The organism is Chryseobacterium nepalense (assembly GCF_023195755.1).
GTDB lineage: Bacteria > Bacteroidota > Bacteroidia > Flavobacteriales > Weeksellaceae > Chryseobacterium > Chryseobacterium nepalense.
Map to the genome: position 1 here is coordinate 1,873,528 of NZ_CP096203.1, position 18,372 is coordinate 1,891,899.

Consider the following 18,372-nt stretch of genomic DNA (forward strand, 5'->3'; position numbering starts at 1 on the left):
ATGCTGTTAATGTTCCTTTCTACAATCATTCTAATTCCCACCCTCATGGGCTGGGGAAAGATAATACACTCTGTATTAGGACCTTACACAGGAGGAGTTGCGGGTCATGCTTTTTCAGGAATTTTAGGATTGAGTATTATTTTCACAATACTTTCATTCTTCATACCATTAAATTTTTATGTGGAAGTTTCTGCAATATGTATGGGCCTTTTATTTTTTTTCAGGGACCATTTATATAAAAAGTTCCACGCATTTTCTAAAAAAGATTGTATAATAATTGTTACCGCTTCAATAATCATTGTCTTTTGCTCATCTTTCTATCCCTTTGTTCTGGACCATTACGGTTACTATGTTCCCAGCATCAGATGGCTTACTGAATATGGAATGGTAAAAGGTATTTCAAATCTTGATATTACTTTAGGGCAAATGTCGGTCTGGCATATATTTCAGGCAGGGTTCTCTCATTTTTCAGATCCTTTTTTAAGAATCAATTCTATAGTACTTATTGTTTATATCTTATATATCATTGAAGAAAAGAGCTGGATCCAATTATGTTTTATACCGGTCCTGCTGCTTTTTTCCCAATCACCAAGTCCTGATTTACCGGTAATCGTATTTTCTTTAATTATTTTAAATGAAATTATGAAGGGAAATACTTCAGCAAGTTCTTTATTTGTCTTTTCATCCTTTGTTTTCATTATAAAACCAACCATGGTATGGCTTCCTATTCTGGGATTTTTATATTCATTTTGCATTATTAAATCAAGGTTCAACAGTGTACTACCCGGATTTGCTGTCATTCTGCTCTTTTTCATTAAAAATATATATACCTTCGGATATCCCATTTTCCCTGTCGCTTTCCCGAATTTGGAAGTACATTGGCAGCCAAATCCTGAAATTCTCAAAATATCTTCCCGGTTTGCCATTCAGAAAACCTATGATATGCAATATTCTTATGAAGAAATCAGGAATTTTTCTTTCACAGACTATATTAAAAACTGGTATCTTTTAGATGGAATCAAGTCAAAAATCAATATACTCTTTATAGTGAGTATTCTTATATTTATTGTCTTTACCATTATTAAAAAAAACAGGACTATTACCTTAATTTGTATATCTCTTATCATTAAAAGCATCGCAGTGCTTCTTTTTTCAGCACAGTACAGGTTCTTTATCGATGTTTTTTTTGTCATTTTCTTTGTGCTTTTGGCAAGTTTTTTTAACAGACAAAAATCTCTTATTGTATTTTTTGCTTTAAGCACTATTATCATTAGTTTTTTAATGATACCCGATATTCTCAAAACCTATCTTCCGAGTTTCAGACCCGGAAGTTTTATGAGCAAATATGAATTGAAACAACTGTACAAACCTTCCACCTATCATTACCATAATTTTAATTCATATAAAATCGGTAATTTAAAGTTTAATGTTTCAAAAAATTATCCCTATAATTTTGATACGCCGCTTCCTGCTATTTCCGAAAGTTATATCTACAGTAATATTAAAGCCGGAATTTTCCCCCAATTGGCAGATGAAAAAAATGTACATCAAGGGTTTATCTGGAAAAAATTAACACCAGAACAAAAAGCAGAAGCTGAAAAAGTAATTTATTCTATAAAAAAAACCTATCAGCAGAACAGATAACCTTCATTTTAAATATGGATAAAAAGCCGTAAATTTGTAGTATGTTAAATACTTTAGGTAATCTTCTCAGCCTTACAACATTCGGAGAAAGTCATGGTCCCGCTTATGGCGGAATTATCAATAATTTCCCCGCAGGCCTTCAGGTTGATTTTGATAAAATACAATATGAATTGGGCCGCAGAAAACCGGGACAGTCTTCTATCGTAACTCAAAGAAAAGAAAGCGATACCGTACAGTTTCTTTCAGGGATTTTTGACGGAAAAACAACAGGAACTCCCATTGGTTTTATTATTGAAAATGAAAATCAGAAATCAAAAGATTATGATCATATTGCACAATCTTACCGGCCGAGCCATGCCGATTTTACGTATGATCAAAAGTATGGACTGAGAGATTATCGCGGAGGCGGAAAATCTTCTGCAAGAGAAACCATGAACTGGGTAGTGGCTGGAGCTTTAGCAAAACAATTGCTATCCGACATAGAAATCAATGCTTACGTTTCTTCCGTAGGTGAAATTTTCTGTGAAAAACCTTATCAGGCACTCGATTTTTCAAAAACGGAAAGCAATGAGGTACGGTGTCCCGATCCGGAAACGGCAGAAAAAATGATCGAAAAAATTAAAGAGATCAAAAAAGAAGGAAATACGATTGGCGGTACCATTACCTGTGTCATCAAAAATGTTCCGGTAGGAATTGGCGAACCTGTTTTTTCAAAACTCCAGGCTGAACTGGCCAAAGCGATGATGAACATTAATGCTGCCAAGGGATTTGAATACGGAAGCGGTTTCTGCGGTGCTAAAATGACAGGAAAGGATCATAATGATCTTTTTAACGAAGATTTTACTACCAGATCAAATCTTTCAGGAGGAATTCAGGGAGGAATTTCAAACGGAATGGACATCTATTTCCGTGTAGCCTTTAAGCCGGTCGCAACGATTCTGAGACCACAGGAAAGTATAGATAAAAACGGAAATCCGGTAATCGTGGAAGGAAAAGGACGCCATGATCCATGTGTGGTCCCAAGAGCAGTTCCAGTGGTAGAAAGCCTTGCTGCTTTTGTTCTGGCAGATCTGTTCCTGATTAATAAAACAAGAAATATCAACCATTTTTAATACATACATTAGTAATGAAAAATTACTGGGAACAAGGCATCTCTTTTGAAGAGTATGTAAAAACAGGAAGACAGAGATTAGAAAACCCTGCCAGTCAGCAGGAAGCAGATTATAAACAATATTACGAACTGGGACTTCAGAGAATCGACAGAACCTTAAAGAAGTATGTTCCGGATGAAAATCAGCTTAAAGAGCTTGAAGCCAAAAATTTTGAAGGTAAAATACTTATCATCTCCGAAGTATGGTGTGGTGATGCCAGTGCCACGGTTCCGGCTTTGGTTAAATTTTTCGAAGGCCGGAATGAAGTACGTATTTTCCTGAGAGACCATGATAAAAGTTTAATCAATCAATTTTTAACGAATGGTACGGAATCCATTCCGAAGGTAATTATCCTGGATAAAGATTTTCAGGTTAAAAATTCATGGGGTCCTCGTCCGAAGTTCGGAACAGAGTTATTGATGAAATACAAAGCTGATCCTGTAGCTTATCCTAAAGATCTTTTTTACAATGACCTTCAGATTTATTATGCCAAAAACAGGGGTAAGGATGCTGTTCAGGAAATTTTGGAATTGTTGTAGAATGTTCAAATACACCTGTTTTCTCATCGCATTTTTTATTTTCCCCAATGCTTTCAGGGCACAAAACACAAAACTGGAAAATAAAGAGCAATATTTTTTAACTCAGTATAAAAAGTATTCCGAAAATGAAGATTACGATAGCAAAGCAGATGAGTCTTTGAAATTTTCCGGTGAATTTAAAAAATTCATTGCTGAAAATCCTGAAACCCTCACCTATGACTTTAAACTCCTGAAGAAAAAATTGTTCATCGCTACGTCAGCAGATAAAAAGTTAAGATTCTATGGTTGGGACACAGAATTGGGAGGAACGATGAAAAGTTTTGATCAGATTATTCAGTACTCTTCCAATGGAAAAGCAAAAACCATTTTTAATAAAGACCAGGCAGATACTGCATATTTTACTTCTGAAATTATAAAAGTCACCCTCAATAAGCAGATTTACTATCTTGTTATTTCCAATGGTATTTTTTCTTCAAAAGATAATGCTCAAAGAGTTCAGGCATTTACTATCAGTAATAACAGATTAATTGATTCCAACAAAATTTTCAGGACCAAAACCACAGCCCTTAATAAAATTCAGATTGATTTTGATTTTTTTAGTGTGGTTAACAGACCGGAGCGTCCATTAAAATTGATTAAATTTGAACAAAATAAATTGTATATTCCTCTAGTTGATAAGGAAGGAAAAGTTTCTGATAAGTTTTTGATATATCAATTGAATAATAATTACTTTCAATATATTGGAATACAATAAATACCAGGAGAATTATTTATGAAAAAAAATCTAATCTACATCGTATTAATCGCTGTCATTGCGGTGATCGCTTTCGTTCCCGGCGTGAAAGAAAAACTGCAGGATGCTTTTTTTCCTATTGCCACAATTGAAAATGCAGTACATGTGACGGAAGAAGATTATGATATCGACCTGCAGGGAATCAATGTTCCGAGTACCAATCTCAAAACTTTTAAAAACAAAGCTGTATTTCTTAATTTCTGGGGAACCTGGTGTCCACCGTGCAGAAAAGAATGGCCTTCGATACAAAAGCTCTACGACACCCGAAAAGAACATGTGGATTTCGTGCTTATTGCAATGAATGATCAGGAAGATGCCGTAAGAAAATTTCTGAAGGAAAATAATTATACCGTTCCCGTTTATATTGCACAAAGTCCCATTTCAGAAAAAATACTTCCGAAAGTGTTCCCAACCACTTACCTTCTTGATAAAGACGGAAGAATCATTATTAAAGAAGATGCGTCAAGAGACTGGAATACAGAATCTGTACATCAGTTTATAGATAATATTATCAAATAATTTTTAACGTTCCATAAGACTTCATTGGTACAGAATTTGTGAATTAAGTACCGTTGTAGAATTATTAAAATTAAACACAAAATGAAATATTCAAAATTAAGTCTGGCAAAAGAAGCCATCAATCACAAAGGTTTTGTGAAAAAAATCCCCGACATTTTCAGAATGGTGAGGATGTGGAGAAAAGGAGAATACCCGATGAGATCCATTGATATTATTCTTCCGCTTTTAGGGGTATTGTACATTATCTCACCGATTGATCTGCTTCCTGAAGTTGCTGTTCCCGTAATCGGAGTGCTGGATGATCTGGCCGTTTTATCGCTTACCATTCCGAAACTGATTAAAGAAGTAGATAAATTCCTTCTTTGGGAAGCCGAACGACAATATAGCAAAGACAGTACGAAAGTAATCAATGCCGAAATCGTAAAATAAAAAAAACATCCTTTTGGGTGTTTTTTTGTGAATAAAAATCCAGTCGCTTTATCATAATGGAACGATAAAACCTCACAATTCAACTGCGAAGTAAAATTCACAATTGACTTTCAACATCATTTCCTTAAATTTGCAACATCTAATAAAAAATAATGGAAAGTAAAAAAGAATTCTTTTTAGAGTGCTATAAACTTGGCATCATCAAATTCGGAAGATTTACATTAAAAAGCGGTATTGAAAGTCCTTTTTATGTAGACTTAAGACCATTGGCTTCAGATCCGAAAATCCTAAAAAACTTAGCCAATTATTTACTGGACATGCTTCCTCTGGATAATTTTGATCTGATCTGCGGAGTTCCTTATGCTGCCCTTCCGATGGCTACAGCAATGTCTCTGGAAAGTTATATTCCATTAATTATAAAAAGAAAAGAAGCCAAAAACTATGGCACCAAAAAACTGATTGAAGGAATTTACCAGAAAGGACAAAACTGCCTTTTGGTAGAAGATGTGATTACTTCAGGAAAATCTTTGATTGAAACCATTGCAGAAGTTGAGCAGGAAGACATCAAAGTTGCTGATATCGTAGTTGTTCTCGACAGGGAACAAGGTGGAAAAGAACTTCTTGAAAGCAGAGGATACAGAGTTCACACACTTTTCAATATTTCGGAAGTATGTTCTATCCTTTGGGAAAACGGAGAATTATCAGATGATGAAGTGAAAAGAATTCAGGATTTCCTGCAGGGAAATCACATTCAGTTTGAAGAAATAACAAGAGCTTCCTACGAACAGAAACTCAGCACCGCACAGCATTCTGTTTCTAAAAAACTATTGGAAACTGCACTTGCCAAACAATCCAATCTTATCGCTTCTGCTGATGTTACCACAACTCAGGGATTATTGGATCTCGCAGAAAAAGTAGGTCCTCATGTGATTGCTTTAAAAACACATATCGACATTATATCTGATTTCGAATATGAAAAAACAATTACTCCGCTTAAAGCATTGGCTGCAAAACATAATTTCCTGCTTATGGAAGACAGAAAATTTGCAGACATCGGAAATACTCAGGAATTGCAGTTTACAAGCGGTGTATTTAAAATTACGGACTGGGCAGACTTTGTAACATCTCAGGTTATCGGAGGGTTTGAATCTTTAGACTGTTTTAAAAATGTAGGTGTCGTTGCCATCATCGGAATGTCTTCAAAAGGTGCTTTAACCACCAGTGCATATCGTGAAGAAGCACTAAAGATTGCAGCATCCCATCCTAATGTAATCGGCGGAGTTTCCCAAAACCCGCTTCCGGAAGAAATGCTGCTCTTCACGCCGGGTGTAAATCTTGCAGATTCCGGAGACGGGAAAGGACAGCAGTACAATACCCCTGAACATGTATTCAAAACACTTCACACCGATTTCATCATTGTAGGAAGAGGAATTTACAAAGCTGAAAATCCTGCCGAAGCTGCCATGCTGTATAAAAATGAAGGATGGAAAGCCTATCTGAATTCCCTTGAAAAAAAACTAACTCAAAGTTAATTTAAATATTAGAGGACTTTCTGTAAAATAAGTTATATTTGAACCATATCACAGTTAATTGAGAAATATTTGCATTGGCCTTTTTTTGTTTTTGGGTGTTGTAGAGGTATCTGCACAGAAAGACAGTATTTATATTGAAGCAAAACTGTCTTCAGACAAAAAACTGCTGCATGTAAATCAGGAGCTGGTCTATTATAACAATTCTAAAGCAGCTCTGAATACAGTGAAACTTTTGAACTGGGTATCCGCGTACAATAAAAGAGGAACATCACTGGTTTACCGTAAGCTGGAAGACCGCAATACTGATCTTCACTTTGCTGAAAAAAAAGAGCTCGGAAAATTACTCAATTTGAAAATTCAGGATTCCGACCAGGAAATTCCAATGACTGCTATTTCGGAGGAAAATATTTTTTTACCCCTGAAAAAAGTGCTGCAGCCCGGCGAACAGGTAAAATTAAAACTGCAATATGAAATTCAGCTTCCCGACAAAAAATTTACGGGATACGGAACTTCAGATAAAAATGTAGCATTAAAATATTTCTTTATTGTCCCGGATCGTTTTGATCCGGACAATATTTCTAAAAGGGATTATCATGATATCGAAGAATCCGTAAGTTTCAATACGTACTGGAAGATTAATTTTGATCTGCCTGTTAATTATTTTATCGAAAGTAATCTTCAGCAGTTTCAGATGAATTCTTTCATGGGGTATCTTGACTCCGATCCAGAATTTCTCATTTCACAGAATGAATATCCATCAATCATCATCAACAATGATGATATCAGAACTGAAATAAAATTCGGATATAATTTAACACCGGAAGAAAAACAAAATCTGGAGTTTTATCTGCCGCTTCACCTGAAATTTATCAAAGACAGAACGGGAACTGTTCCTCAAAGAATTTTTATCTCAGATAAATTCAGGGCTAAAGAAGATTTTTTCGGAAATAATGATATTACATTCTGGAAGTTCAGATTTCAGCTTTTTAATGATGCTCAGAAGACCGATCTAGATTATTTCGGGATTGTGGCTAAAAAAGTATTGGAGGAAAGCATTATTACCGATAAACAGGATGATCACTGGTTTAAAAACGGATTGAAATCTTACCTTGAAATTCAATACCTCAAGAAATTCTATGGTGACACCAAACTCCTTGGCAGCTTACCGGAAACCAAAATTTTCGGGATCAAACCATTAAAGCTGTTTTATGCTTCGGATGTAAAGCTTATTGAACGGTACGGACTAACCTACCAATACATCATGTCCCAGAATCTTGATCAGAAAATTGATGAGAAATACACGGTCCTGAGCAACTTTAATGATATGGCCATCAGCAGTTTTGAAACCGGGACCTTATTCAATTATTCGGCGGATAAAATGGGCTATGAGAATTTTGACAGTCTTGTTCAGAAATTTATTTCAAAGAATACGGACAAACAGGTTAATCCAGATGATTTTATAAAAGAATTAGCGGAGCAGGATAAGAGAACAGCTTATCTGTCCGACTTTTTACAACACAAAAACAGGGTAAATTTTAAGCTTAAAAGGTTTCGGAAAGAGGGAGATTCTCTTCATATAAAAATTAATAAAAATACCCCCGCCAATATTCCGGTAAAACTGCAGACAGAATCTAAAGATGGCGATACAAAAGAATATTGGGTAGAAACGGAAGAAAATGAAAAAACAAAAACATTTTCTATTCCTGCCGAAAATGTCAACAAAATTACCCTGAATGATGATTACATTTTCCCGGAAGCCAATTACAGGGATAATTTTCTGTATGCGAAAGGATTTTTTTCCAACATGAGAAAAATCAAACTGAAATTTATCAAAGATATCCCGAATCCTGAATTCAATGAAATCTATATCAGCCCGAGGGTTCGTTTCAGCAATACATATGATAAATTCCTGATCGGGTTCAACTTTAAGAATCAGTCTTTTTTTGATCAGAAATTTTTATATTCTTTTACTCCGACCTACAGTACGGGAACAGGTAAACTTACCGGATCCGGAGCTGTTAACTATTCTTTTCTGCCGGCAGAAAGTATTTTCAGAAGCATTACTTTCGGAGTTTCAGGATCTTATTTCCATTATGATTACGATCTGGCTTACAGCAAAGGTTCCGTTTATTCAAATTTTAACTTCAGAAAAAATCCAAGAAGTACCGTAAGCAGAAGCGTGGGAATTTCTTACAACTATTTTGAGAGAGATCTCAGCCCTCTGATGATTGCCAATAATGATTATGATAAATACAATCTTTGGAGCGTAGGTTACGGATACAATGACAGCCAGAGCATTCATGAGAAAAGCCTCGGAATCAACACCCAATGGATGGAAGATTTCCACAAAGTAACCGCAGAAGGCTTTTACCGCTGGGAATTTGCTCCGAGACAAAAACTAAGTGTCCGACTTTTTGCAGGATATTTTATTAAAAACAATACAAGAAATAATACTTTCAACTACGGAATTTCCAGAGTTTCCGATTACTCTTTCTCCTATAATCTGTTGGGGCAAAGCGCAACCGGAGGTATCCTTTCACAACAATACATTCTGGCTGATGGAGGTTTCAAATCTTTCATTCCGGGAACCGTCAACAAATGGATTACCTCTGTAAATGTAGATACCAGTGTCTGGAAAATTTTCCACATTTATGCGGATGCAGGTGTATATGACAATAAAAACCAATCTGCCAAGTTCATTTGGGACAGCGGTGTAAAGGTGCGTGTCATTCCGGATTTTCTTGAAATCTATTTTCCGATACAGTCGTCATTAGGCTTTGAACCGGGATTCAAGGATTATGGGAAGCGCATACGATATACTTTAATTCTTAATCTGAGTTCTATTATCAATGCAGCCAGACGAGGTTGGTATTAATAAACTCCTGTAATAAAAAATTGCCTCAGAAGTTAATCTGAGGCATTAGAATTTTAGATTCTATAAATTAATCTTTCAGGATTTTTTGCGAAACCGGTTCGTTGTTAACAATACCTGTTACAATATAACTTCCTTTTTGCAGCTCATCAACATTTAATGATCCATTTTCTTTAACAGAAGCTGTTTTTACGACTTGTCCCATCATATTGTATACTTTTACATCTTTCACATCCGTACCAAAAATAATTTCATTGTTTTTTACAAAAGTATTTTTGATGAAATTAGGACGTACAGCGTTAGCAGAAATATCATTAACCGCTAAAGTTCCCCCCTGTGGAGTAGGCAATCCTATGGTGAAATCCACATTATTGTTGTTGGTATCACCTGAAACTCTGGTAATGGAATTCAGAATGGTTGGCGATGGTGCTGCTCCTGCTCCTTCATACTGATTAGCTGTTCCATATCCTACAAAATCTAAAACATTGGAAGCTGTAGGACCTGTTACCTGTGTGGCATTACTTGCCAGCGCTACTTTTCCGGAGGTGAGCCCTATCCCTAGCCCTGCACCTACAATCGGACCAGATCCGTCGAAGTTCAATACAACATTAACCACAAGATTCGGGTTGATAAGATTGATCAATCCGCCGCCGTCACCGCCTTCCTGGATGAGATAGGTTTGTCCCGGTGGTAAGGTGATGGTAGGTAATGTGTGATATTGTGTAAATGCTCCTGTAGCGGAACCATACTGAATGGTTGCACCCGTTAAGGTTGCTGTTGAATTCCCGATGTTTTTCAACTCTATGAAGTCATTTGTTAAAGTTGCCCCTAAAAGGCCTCCTCCAGTATAAACTTCATTAATTACAATCTGTGCATTAGAAAATGCCGTCATCGAGACAAGCCCGATAAAAGTAAATGCTTTTTTCATAATTAAGTGATTTATGTTAGATTTAAAGTTCAACAAAATAAATGCCAAATAATCAAGCATATACCACGTTTATTACAAAAAATTCATTTTATTTTAATTATATAAATAAAAAAACCACTTTTTACAAAGTGGTTTTTATCTGGTATACGAAGTTAATTTTAGTCTTTCAGAATCTTTTGAGAAACCGGCTGATTATTTACCGTACCTGTTACAATATAATTTCCTTTTTGTAATTCAGCAACGCTTAAAGACTCGTTTGCCTTTACAGATGCTGTTTTTACAACCTGTCCATACATATTATAAACTTTTACATCATTTGCCTGAGCACCAAATGTAATTTCTTCATTTTTCACAAAAGTATTTTTAATGAAGTTTCCTTTGGTTTTAGATAAATCAGCAACAGCTAAACTACCTGAGTTTGAATTTTGAGGAGTAGGCGTACCCGCAGTAAAATCAGCACCATTATTATTGGTATCCCCTGAAGTTCTTGCAATAGAAGTTGTATTAGACGGTGCTGGCGCAGCAGCAGATCCTTCATAATAACTAGCGGTAGAACCGTAACCTAAAAAATCAATTACATTAGAGCTTGTTGCAGATGTAGGCGCTGTGCTATCAGTCGTTAAAGCAAGTTTACCTGCTGTTCCTGATAAATTAATAGTTCCTACTGCATCCGGTGTCGGCAAATCAGTTCCCGCCGTCCCTGCACTTCCTTCCTGAAGAAGATACGTTTGGCCCGGAGCTAATGTTATAGTAGGTAATGCATGATTACTATTTCCACCGTTGAAAGTACCGGCCGCAGAAGCATACTGCAAATACGCACCCGTTAAAGTTACAGAGGTAGATCCGATATTTTTTAATTCTACAAAATCATACTTGTACAAAATAGCAGAATTGCTTCCACCACCTGCTCCATAAATTTCATTAATTACAATTTGTGCATTTGCAAAAGCAGATACAGAAACTATACTCAAAATTGTAAAGATTTTTTTCATGACGTTAAGATTTAATTATTAATAATTTACACGCCAAAATTACGCCAATTTTTCTTCATAAGACAATAATTGGGTTAATTTTTTGTTAATAATACTAAAAGCATTTCCATAAACTATTTTTAAGTATTTTTACCGATTATTTCTAAAGGCTTGCGGAATTATATTCTGATATTCGTGTTGTTTTTTATGGGCATATTCTCTGGAAATGCACAGATATTCACATGGAAAAACCCTAATCTTCCACAGGATAGCCTCAAACAGGACAGCATTACACAAGACAGTATTCTGGCTGCAAGATTTGAGCAGGATATTTTTGCCAAAGACACCATGGATTTTGTGAAAACCAGCAACAGAATTATTGTGGATGAAGCTGTTCTTGCAAGAAATGACAAAAAAAGATTTTTAGGCGAACTGAATTCAAAAGGTTCTATTATAAGGGGGATTACTTTCGGGAACAACCAGGGACAGTCTGTACAAAGTTCAATGGACCTGCAGATTTCCGGGAGACTTTCTAAAGATGTAACCATTCTTGCGAGCATTTCCGATCATAATTTGCCAATTCAGGCAGACGGATATACCCAGACCCTTGAAGAATTCGACAAGATCTACATGCAGCTTAATATTAAGGATAAATCCATCCTCAGAGCCGGACATCTTGATCTTGTTGAGGCCAAAAACTATTTTGCAAAATATCAGCGGCGGAGTATGGGAATTGAGTTCCAGACGGAATTCGGGAAAGATAATAAAACATTTGTTGATGTTTCCATGGGAGTGGCACGAAGTGAATTCCACAGGATACGTTTTCAGGGTGTTGAAGGAAACCAGGGACCTTACCGACTGACGGGAAAAAACGGTGAACAGTTTATCACCCTGATCTCCGGATCGGAACAGGTTTTTATTGATGGTATTCTTATGAAGCGTGGTGAAAACCAGGATTACATTATCAATTATAATACAGGCGAAGTTACTTTTACCAGTTTCCGTCCTATTTTCCAGCAGAATTTTATTACCATTTCCTACAATTATACCAACAGGAATTATTCAAGATATTTATTCACCGGGAAAGTTGAGCATAAAAGAGAAAAATTAAAGCTCGGACTTAACTGGTTCATGGAAAATGATAATAAAAACGCTCCGCTGGCGCTGAATCTTTCTCAGGAAGATCAGCAGATTCTTGCCAATGCAGGAAACGATCCGAATCTGATGTACGCTCCTTCCGGCGTGGTCACCGAATATGATGTCAACAAAATCCTTTACCGCCTGGTTCAGAATTCTTCCGGAAATTATTATCAGTTTTCAACAGATGCCACACAGACTCTTTATACGGTTTCATTTACTTATTTCGGGGCAAATCTGGGTGATTATAAAATAACACAAACCACCAATAACGGAAGGGTTTTTGAGTATGTAGGCCCTAACATGGGTGATTACCGTGCCGTAAGAAAACTGCCTTCTCCCGAAAAATCACAGGTCTATTCCTTTAATTCCGAATATGCATTAAAGGACGGAAAAATTGGAGCAGATATTTCATTAAGCAACTATGACATCAATCTTTTTTCTTCTAAAGACTCTGACCAGAATATTGGCTATGCGTGGCGGATTTTCGGAAATAAAACTTTTACCAAAAACAACTGGAAAGGAACTCCGAATTTTGAATATCAATATATTGATAAACAGTTTCATATTTTAGACAGGATTAATGATGTAGAATTCTCAAGAGATTTCAACCTTGCACAGGAATTCAGCGGGAGAACACAAAACAGGTTCATCTTTAGCTTTTTAAATAAATGGAATAATAAATCTACGCTCAATTATAGAATTAATTACCTTGATGAGCAGGATTCTTATAAAGGGATAAAAAATGATCTCGATTTTGGCTGGATCAGCGGAAAATTCTTCACCAAAGGAAATTTATCTTATCTAAACACCAATGCCGTACTCCAGGATACAAAATTCATAAGAGGTGGTGCATCAACAGAATATACCGGCAAAAAAGGAAGCTGGGCTGTTGGAGGAAGTATGGAACATAATGAAAAGAAATACAATGACACTCAGCTTATGGATGTCACAAGTTTCAGCTGGAGGGAAATTTTTGTACAGAAAAAAGTCGGTGACAGTGCCCGCACAAAACTGCTCACTAAAGTATACATGAGAGATAATGACTCGGTGCGCGACAACAGGCTTCAGAACATGAATAATATTTTAGGATTCATGGCTGAAAGCCAAATCATTAAAACGGAGAAAACAACATTGAACGCGCTTCTTCACTATCGTAAGTTTTTCTATCAGAATCAGGACGCGGATGCTTCCAGAAACAATGATTTTGTGGTAGGAAATATTCTTTACAACCAACAGCTCTTCAGAAACGGGATGAGACTGCAGGCTTTCTATGAGCTTGGAAACGGACAGGAAGCACAAAGAGAATTCCAATATATTAAAGTAACCGACGGACAGGGTATTTATAAATGGACAGATTATAACGGTGACGGCATTCAGCAGCTTGATGAATTTGAAATTGCAGAATATTCTGACCTTGCGCAATACATCAGGATTTACACGAATTCTGTACGATATATTCCTTCCAATAAAAATAAAATTCAGCTGGCCCTATTTGTGAATCCTTCTGTTGTTTTTAATTCTGAAAACAAATTCCTGAAGCGATGGAATTTTAATATTTCACTGAATTCCCAAAATTCATTTTACAAACGTGATAAAGTTCTGGTACTTAATCCTTTCGAAAAAAATGAAGACCAGATCCTGAAAAACCAGAATATACTTGCTTCTGCACAGTTTAGTCCGACAGAAAAATCCGGCTGGAACGGAAACTATCGTTTTATCTCAAATGACAACCTTATCAATGCCAATTTCAGCAATGAAGAACGTGAGCAAGTTTCACATTTCTTAAATATTGGATACTGGTTTAATAAAGAATTCAGGATCGACTGGGAAAATTCCGTACATGATATTCGAAATTCTTCACAATTATTTGCTACAAGAGATTACCGTCTGAATAATTTTGAAACCAAACCGAAAGCGACTTATAAATTTACAGATGCTATTCAGGCTGAGCTTTCCTCCGCTTTCCGACAGAAAGACAGAGTGGATGGAGAGGAGCTTCTGAAAGCATTTGACATCACCGGAACCATACAGTGGGAACGTCGAAAAACGTCCATTCGGGGAAACTTTTCATTTATTAACAATGATTTTACGGGAAACAATTTCAGCATTGTAGGAAATCAGATGCTCGACGGTTTAAAACCCGGAAAAAACCAGGTCTGGAGTGTATTTATTCAACAGGCCATCAATTCTTTTCTTCAGCTTAATTTAAATTATGAAGGAAGAAATTCAGGGGACAGAACCATTCATATCGGAAGCATGCAGGTTAAGGCGAGTTTCTGAGTTTAAACCGTTTGAGGGCTTAATAGGGATATTGGTTATAATTATCATCATTTACGCTTATAGATAATATCCTATTTTCAAGTGCCCGGAATTTTGTAAATTTGCAGCATGATTAAAATTGGCAACATAGAACTGCCGGAATTTCCGCTTTTACTGGCACCAATGGAGGATGTGAGCGACCCGCCTTTCAGGAGGTTATGCAAAATGCATGGTGCAGATTTGATGTACTCTGAATTCATTTCTTCAGAAGGGTTAATTCGCGATGCAATTAAAAGCCGGAAAAAACTGGATATTTTCGACTATGAGCGACCTGTGGGAATCCAGATTTTTGGCGGTGATGAAGAAGCAATGGCCATGTCAGCAAGAATTGTAGAAACGGTAAATCCTGATCTTGTTGACATTAATTTCGGATGTCCTGTAAAAAAAGTTGTCTGCAAGGGTGCGGGCGCTGGAGTTTTAAAAGATATTGATTTAATGGTTCGTCTTACAAAAGCTGTGGTAAGTTCCACCAGTTTACCGGTAACCGTTAAAACCCGTTTAGGCTGGGACAGCACTTCCATCAACATCGATGAAGTAGCGGAACGTCTTCAGGAAACAGGCATCAAAGCATTAACAATCCACGCAAGAACACGTGCACAGATGTACAAAGGCGAAGCAGACTGGGAACATATTTCCAGAATCAAACAAAATCCTAATATTGAGATTCCAATCTTTGGAAACGGTGATATCGACTCACCTGAAAAAGCCTTAGAATACAAACAAAAATATGCATGCGACGGTATTATGATCGGAAGAGCTGCTATCGGTTATCCTTGGATTTTTAACGAAATTAAACATTTCTTTAAGACAGGAGAACATCTTCCGGCCCCAACTATTGAAGACCGTTTACTGGCAGTTCGCCAGCATGCGGAATGGAGCGCAGAATGGAAAGGCGAAAGACTGGGGCTGGTGGAAATGAGACAGCATTACAGCAATTATTTCCGCGGCGTTCCTCATTTTAAAGATTTCAGGAAGAAATTTTTAGAAGTATTCACTTTGGAGGAAATGGATGCGCTAATCAAGGAAACCCAGGAATTTTATACTGAATATTTAGCCCAACAGGCATAAAATAAAAAAACCATCACTCTAAGCTGATGGTTTTTTATTTTAAGTCATATTTTTAAATTAATATCCTTCCGAAACAGAATGGTTTTTAATTAAAGCCAATGCAGAGGAAGTTCCGATTCTTTGTACTCCCATGCTGATCATTTTTTCGGCATCTTGCGGAGTTCTTACACCACCGGCTGCTTTTACAGGTAATTTTCCGGCATTTTCCAGCATTATTTTTATCCCTTCAAATGTTGCACCATTTGGTTTTCCGTCTTGGGTTTCATAAAAACCTGTTGAAGACTTTACGAAAATTTTAGACCAATCATTTTCAGAAAAACGCTCTTCTGCCCAAATGGAAATATTTCTGGTAAGATCTGCGATCTGTTTATCGGTTAAAGCTGCAATTTCGATTATCCATTTTGCTGCTTTATGGTGTTCCAGACAAAGCTGAGTGCATTTTACGAACTCATCTTTCACAAGATCCAAATCTCCTTTTAAATAAGCATTGTAATTGATCACAAAATCCAGCTCATCTGCTCCATCGGCAATCGCTTTTTCAGCTTCTGCAAGTTTTTCGTCTACAGAATATGTTCCTTCATGAAAACCGATAACTGTTCCCACCACAACATCTGAATTCCTTTCAAGAATATACTTTTTGATTTCCGAAACATAATCCGGACGGATCATTACGGCGAAAATTCCGTTATCAATAGCCTCCTGTGCCAGATCTTTATCTTTCTGTAATGTTTCTTCTTCCGAAAGCCCTGACTGCGCAGGAGTTTTCAGGTAGGTTGAATCCAAATATTGTGCAATGTTCATGATGTTTATACTTTCAGTTGTCTGTAAATACCCTGCTCCAAAGATATGAAAGTTTCCGTTCTTGTAACCCCTTTCAGTTTCTGAAGTTTACTTAAAATCTGCATCAGGTGGTCGTTATCTTTACAGAGGACTTTCAGGAATATGGTGTAATTCCCTGTGGTATAGTGAGCTTCCACTACTTCATTGATTTCCTTTAAAGCTTTAACCATGTCAGGATAATGGCTGGGTTTATCGAGGAATACACCTATGTACGAAATAACTTTATATCCTATTTTTTTAGGATTAAGAAAAGAAATTGAATTTTCAATTACTCCTGCCTGCTCGAGTTTTTTAATTCTCTGGTGAACCGCAGTTGTGGAAATCCCCACTCCTTTGGAAATATGAGCAAGTGATGTTTTGGAATTATCCATCAGCATGTAAATAATTTCCTTGTCAATTGAATCCAATTGATAGCTTGTGTTGTCTGAATTTTTCATTCTCTACTTAAATTTATGTTTTTCACATTTGTTTATACTTTACCAAGCGTTACATAGACCGGAAAATGGTCGCTGTAACCGCCGAGATACCTTGTTCCGGCATAAGTGCGGAACGGCCTTCCCTCAAAATTTTTGTCCCGGCAGCTGATTTTTACGGGTTTAAAAATTCCTGCATTTTGAAAAGAAAGCATACGATCTTCTTTAAAAAAAGATTCAGACAATATGATCTGATCAAATAACAGCCCGGATTTGTAATGAAAAGTAGAGTAATTTCCTGTAGAAAACAACTGCTGAAAAGGATTTTCCAAAACCTTTTCGTAGGAATTGTCATAGAGAATTTTTACTAAATTTTCATCATCTGGGTTTTCGTTGAAATCTCCGCACAGAATTACATTTTCATCAGCATTTATGAGATCCAGAATCCTTCTTTGGATTTCATTAAGTATAAAAATCCTTTTGGGCCTGTTAATATCTTTTTCGCGTTTAGAGGGAAGATGGGCGATAAAGACATTGATAATCTCTTCTTTATACTTCAATACTGAATAGAGCACGTCTCTTGTTGTATCGTAGTTTTCTATGTTTTGGGTTTCGTTTTCAAAGAAGAAGGTAATAGCTTCAGAGTCTATTATTTCAACTTTATTTTTATCATACAGCATGGCTACATCAACTTTTCTTTCATCCCTGGAATTGTAATGTACAATACCATATTCTGAATTGAACGGCTGCATCTGTATGAGATCTTCCAGTACCTGCTTTCCGGAAACTTCTGAAAGACCTATAATAAAGGGAAGCGTACCATTTTCATCCTTTATCAGCTGAAAAACGTGTGCGATTTTATAGAGTTTGTTTTTATATTTTCTTTCATTCCAGTTCCGTAATCCTGAAATTGTAGGATCAAGCTTATGCCTTGGTTCCGGATCTGGCAGGAATAAATTTTCAACATTATAAAAACTAAAAAGTTCCATCAACACGCTTTTCTAATAATTAAAATTTTCATTTTAACTTTCAGGATGTAAATTTATTATTTTATTTAATAAATCATTAATTATTTCGCAATTTTTTTACATGAATTTTATATTTAAATAATTAAAATTCAATAAAAAATCTTAAGACATAAAACCATCAAAAGTTAAAAATTTAAATATTGCCGTTTATTTTAAAATATTATTTTTAATAATTAAATAACCAAA

15 protein-coding genes are annotated in these 18,372 nt (G+C 36.2%); 10 read left to right on the forward strand and 5 right to left on the reverse strand.

Translation table 11 applies throughout. The annotated features are described in order from the left end of the window. Window positions 1–9: 9 nt before the first annotated feature. The 8 genes from M0D58_RS08065 (at window position 10) to M0D58_RS08100 (ending at window position 9,482) form a co-directional block, all read left to right on the forward strand. Window positions 10–1,644 (forward strand): LIC_10190 family membrane protein, encoded by a 1,635-nt coding sequence (locus M0D58_RS08065; protein WP_248394827.1) that lies wholly within the window; start codon window positions 10–12, stop codon window positions 1,642–1,644. 41 nt (window positions 1,645–1,685) lie between these two features. Continuing rightward, on the forward strand, window positions 1,686–2,756 hold the full coding sequence (gene aroC, locus M0D58_RS08070; RefSeq protein WP_248394828.1) for a chorismate synthase: 1,071 nt from the start codon (window positions 1,686–1,688) through the stop codon (window positions 2,754–2,756). 14 nt (window positions 2,757–2,770) lie between these two features. Then, window positions 2,771–3,334 carry a thioredoxin family protein gene (locus M0D58_RS08075; RefSeq protein ID WP_248394829.1) on the forward strand — a complete coding sequence of 188 codons (564 nt, stop codon included), beginning with the start codon at window positions 2,771–2,773 and terminating at the stop codon, window positions 3,332–3,334. Window position 3,335: 1 nt separating this feature from the next. After that, on the forward strand, window positions 3,336–4,088 hold the full coding sequence (locus M0D58_RS08080) for a hypothetical protein (protein WP_248394831.1): 753 nt from the start codon (window positions 3,336–3,338) through the stop codon (window positions 4,086–4,088). Window positions 4,089–4,106: 18 nt separating this feature from the next. Continuing rightward, complete coding sequence (locus tag M0D58_RS08085) at window positions 4,107–4,646, forward strand: TlpA family protein disulfide reductase (protein ID WP_248394832.1); 540 nt, start codon at window positions 4,107–4,109, stop codon at window positions 4,644–4,646. 81 nt (window positions 4,647–4,727) lie between these two features. Next, window positions 4,728–5,075, forward strand: coding sequence for a YkvA family protein (locus M0D58_RS08090; protein WP_248394834.1), 348 nt, complete (start codon window positions 4,728–4,730; stop codon window positions 5,073–5,075). Window positions 5,076–5,227: 152 nt separating this feature from the next. After that, window positions 5,228–6,607: an orotidine-5'-phosphate decarboxylase gene (gene pyrF / locus M0D58_RS08095; RefSeq protein ID WP_248394835.1), complete on the forward strand. Its 1,380-nt coding sequence runs from the start codon at window positions 5,228–5,230 to the stop codon at window positions 6,605–6,607. Window positions 6,608–6,665: 58 nt separating this feature from the next. Beyond that, a complete protein-coding gene (locus tag M0D58_RS08100) occupies window positions 6,666–9,482 on the forward strand; it encodes a gluzincin family metallopeptidase (protein WP_248394836.1) in 2,817 nt (938 codons plus the stop codon). Window positions 9,483–9,549: 67 nt separating this feature from the next. Here M0D58_RS08100 and M0D58_RS08105 read toward each other — a convergent pair whose 3' ends face one another. Beyond that, window positions 9,550–10,407: a lamin tail domain-containing protein gene (locus M0D58_RS08105; RefSeq protein ID WP_248394837.1), complete on the reverse strand. Its 858-nt coding sequence runs from the start codon at window positions 10,405–10,407 to the stop codon at window positions 9,550–9,552. A 158-nt stretch (window positions 10,408–10,565) separates the two neighbouring features. Continuing rightward, window positions 10,566–11,399 (reverse strand): lamin tail domain-containing protein, encoded by an 834-nt coding sequence (locus tag M0D58_RS08110; protein ID WP_248394839.1) that lies wholly within the window; start codon window positions 11,397–11,399, stop codon window positions 10,566–10,568. Between the two features lie 186 nt (window positions 11,400–11,585). Here M0D58_RS08110 and M0D58_RS08115 point away from each other — a divergent pair, with 186 nt between their 5' ends. Together M0D58_RS08115 and dusB are read left to right on the forward strand one after the other, a co-directional pair. Continuing rightward, window positions 11,586–14,798, forward strand: coding sequence for a hypothetical protein (locus M0D58_RS08115; protein ID WP_248394852.1), 3,213 nt, complete (start codon window positions 11,586–11,588; stop codon window positions 14,796–14,798). Between the two features lie 108 nt (window positions 14,799–14,906). Further along, on the forward strand, window positions 14,907–15,905 hold the full coding sequence (gene dusB / locus M0D58_RS08120; RefSeq protein ID WP_248394854.1) for a tRNA dihydrouridine synthase DusB: 999 nt from the start codon (window positions 14,907–14,909) through the stop codon (window positions 15,903–15,905). Window positions 15,906–15,962: 57 nt separating this feature from the next. Here dusB and deoC read toward each other — a convergent pair whose 3' ends face one another. Genes deoC through M0D58_RS08135 form a run of 3 tightly spaced genes read right to left on the reverse strand, consistent with a single transcriptional unit; the run spans window position 15,963 to window position 18,147 of the window. Beyond that, window positions 15,963–16,709 (reverse strand): deoxyribose-phosphate aldolase, encoded by a 747-nt coding sequence (deoC, locus tag M0D58_RS08125; protein ID WP_248394966.1) that lies wholly within the window; start codon window positions 16,707–16,709, stop codon window positions 15,963–15,965. 2 nt (window positions 16,710–16,711) lie between these two features. Beyond that, window positions 16,712–17,182, reverse strand: coding sequence for an Lrp/AsnC ligand binding domain-containing protein (locus M0D58_RS08130; protein WP_029295841.1), 471 nt, complete (start codon window positions 17,180–17,182; stop codon window positions 16,712–16,714). Between the two features lie 32 nt (window positions 17,183–17,214). Next, window positions 17,215–18,147 carry an endonuclease/exonuclease/phosphatase family protein gene (locus tag M0D58_RS08135; protein ID WP_248394856.1) on the reverse strand — a complete coding sequence of 311 codons (933 nt, stop codon included), beginning with the start codon at window positions 18,145–18,147 and terminating at the stop codon, window positions 17,215–17,217. Between the last annotated feature and the right edge of the window lie 225 nt (window positions 18,148–18,372).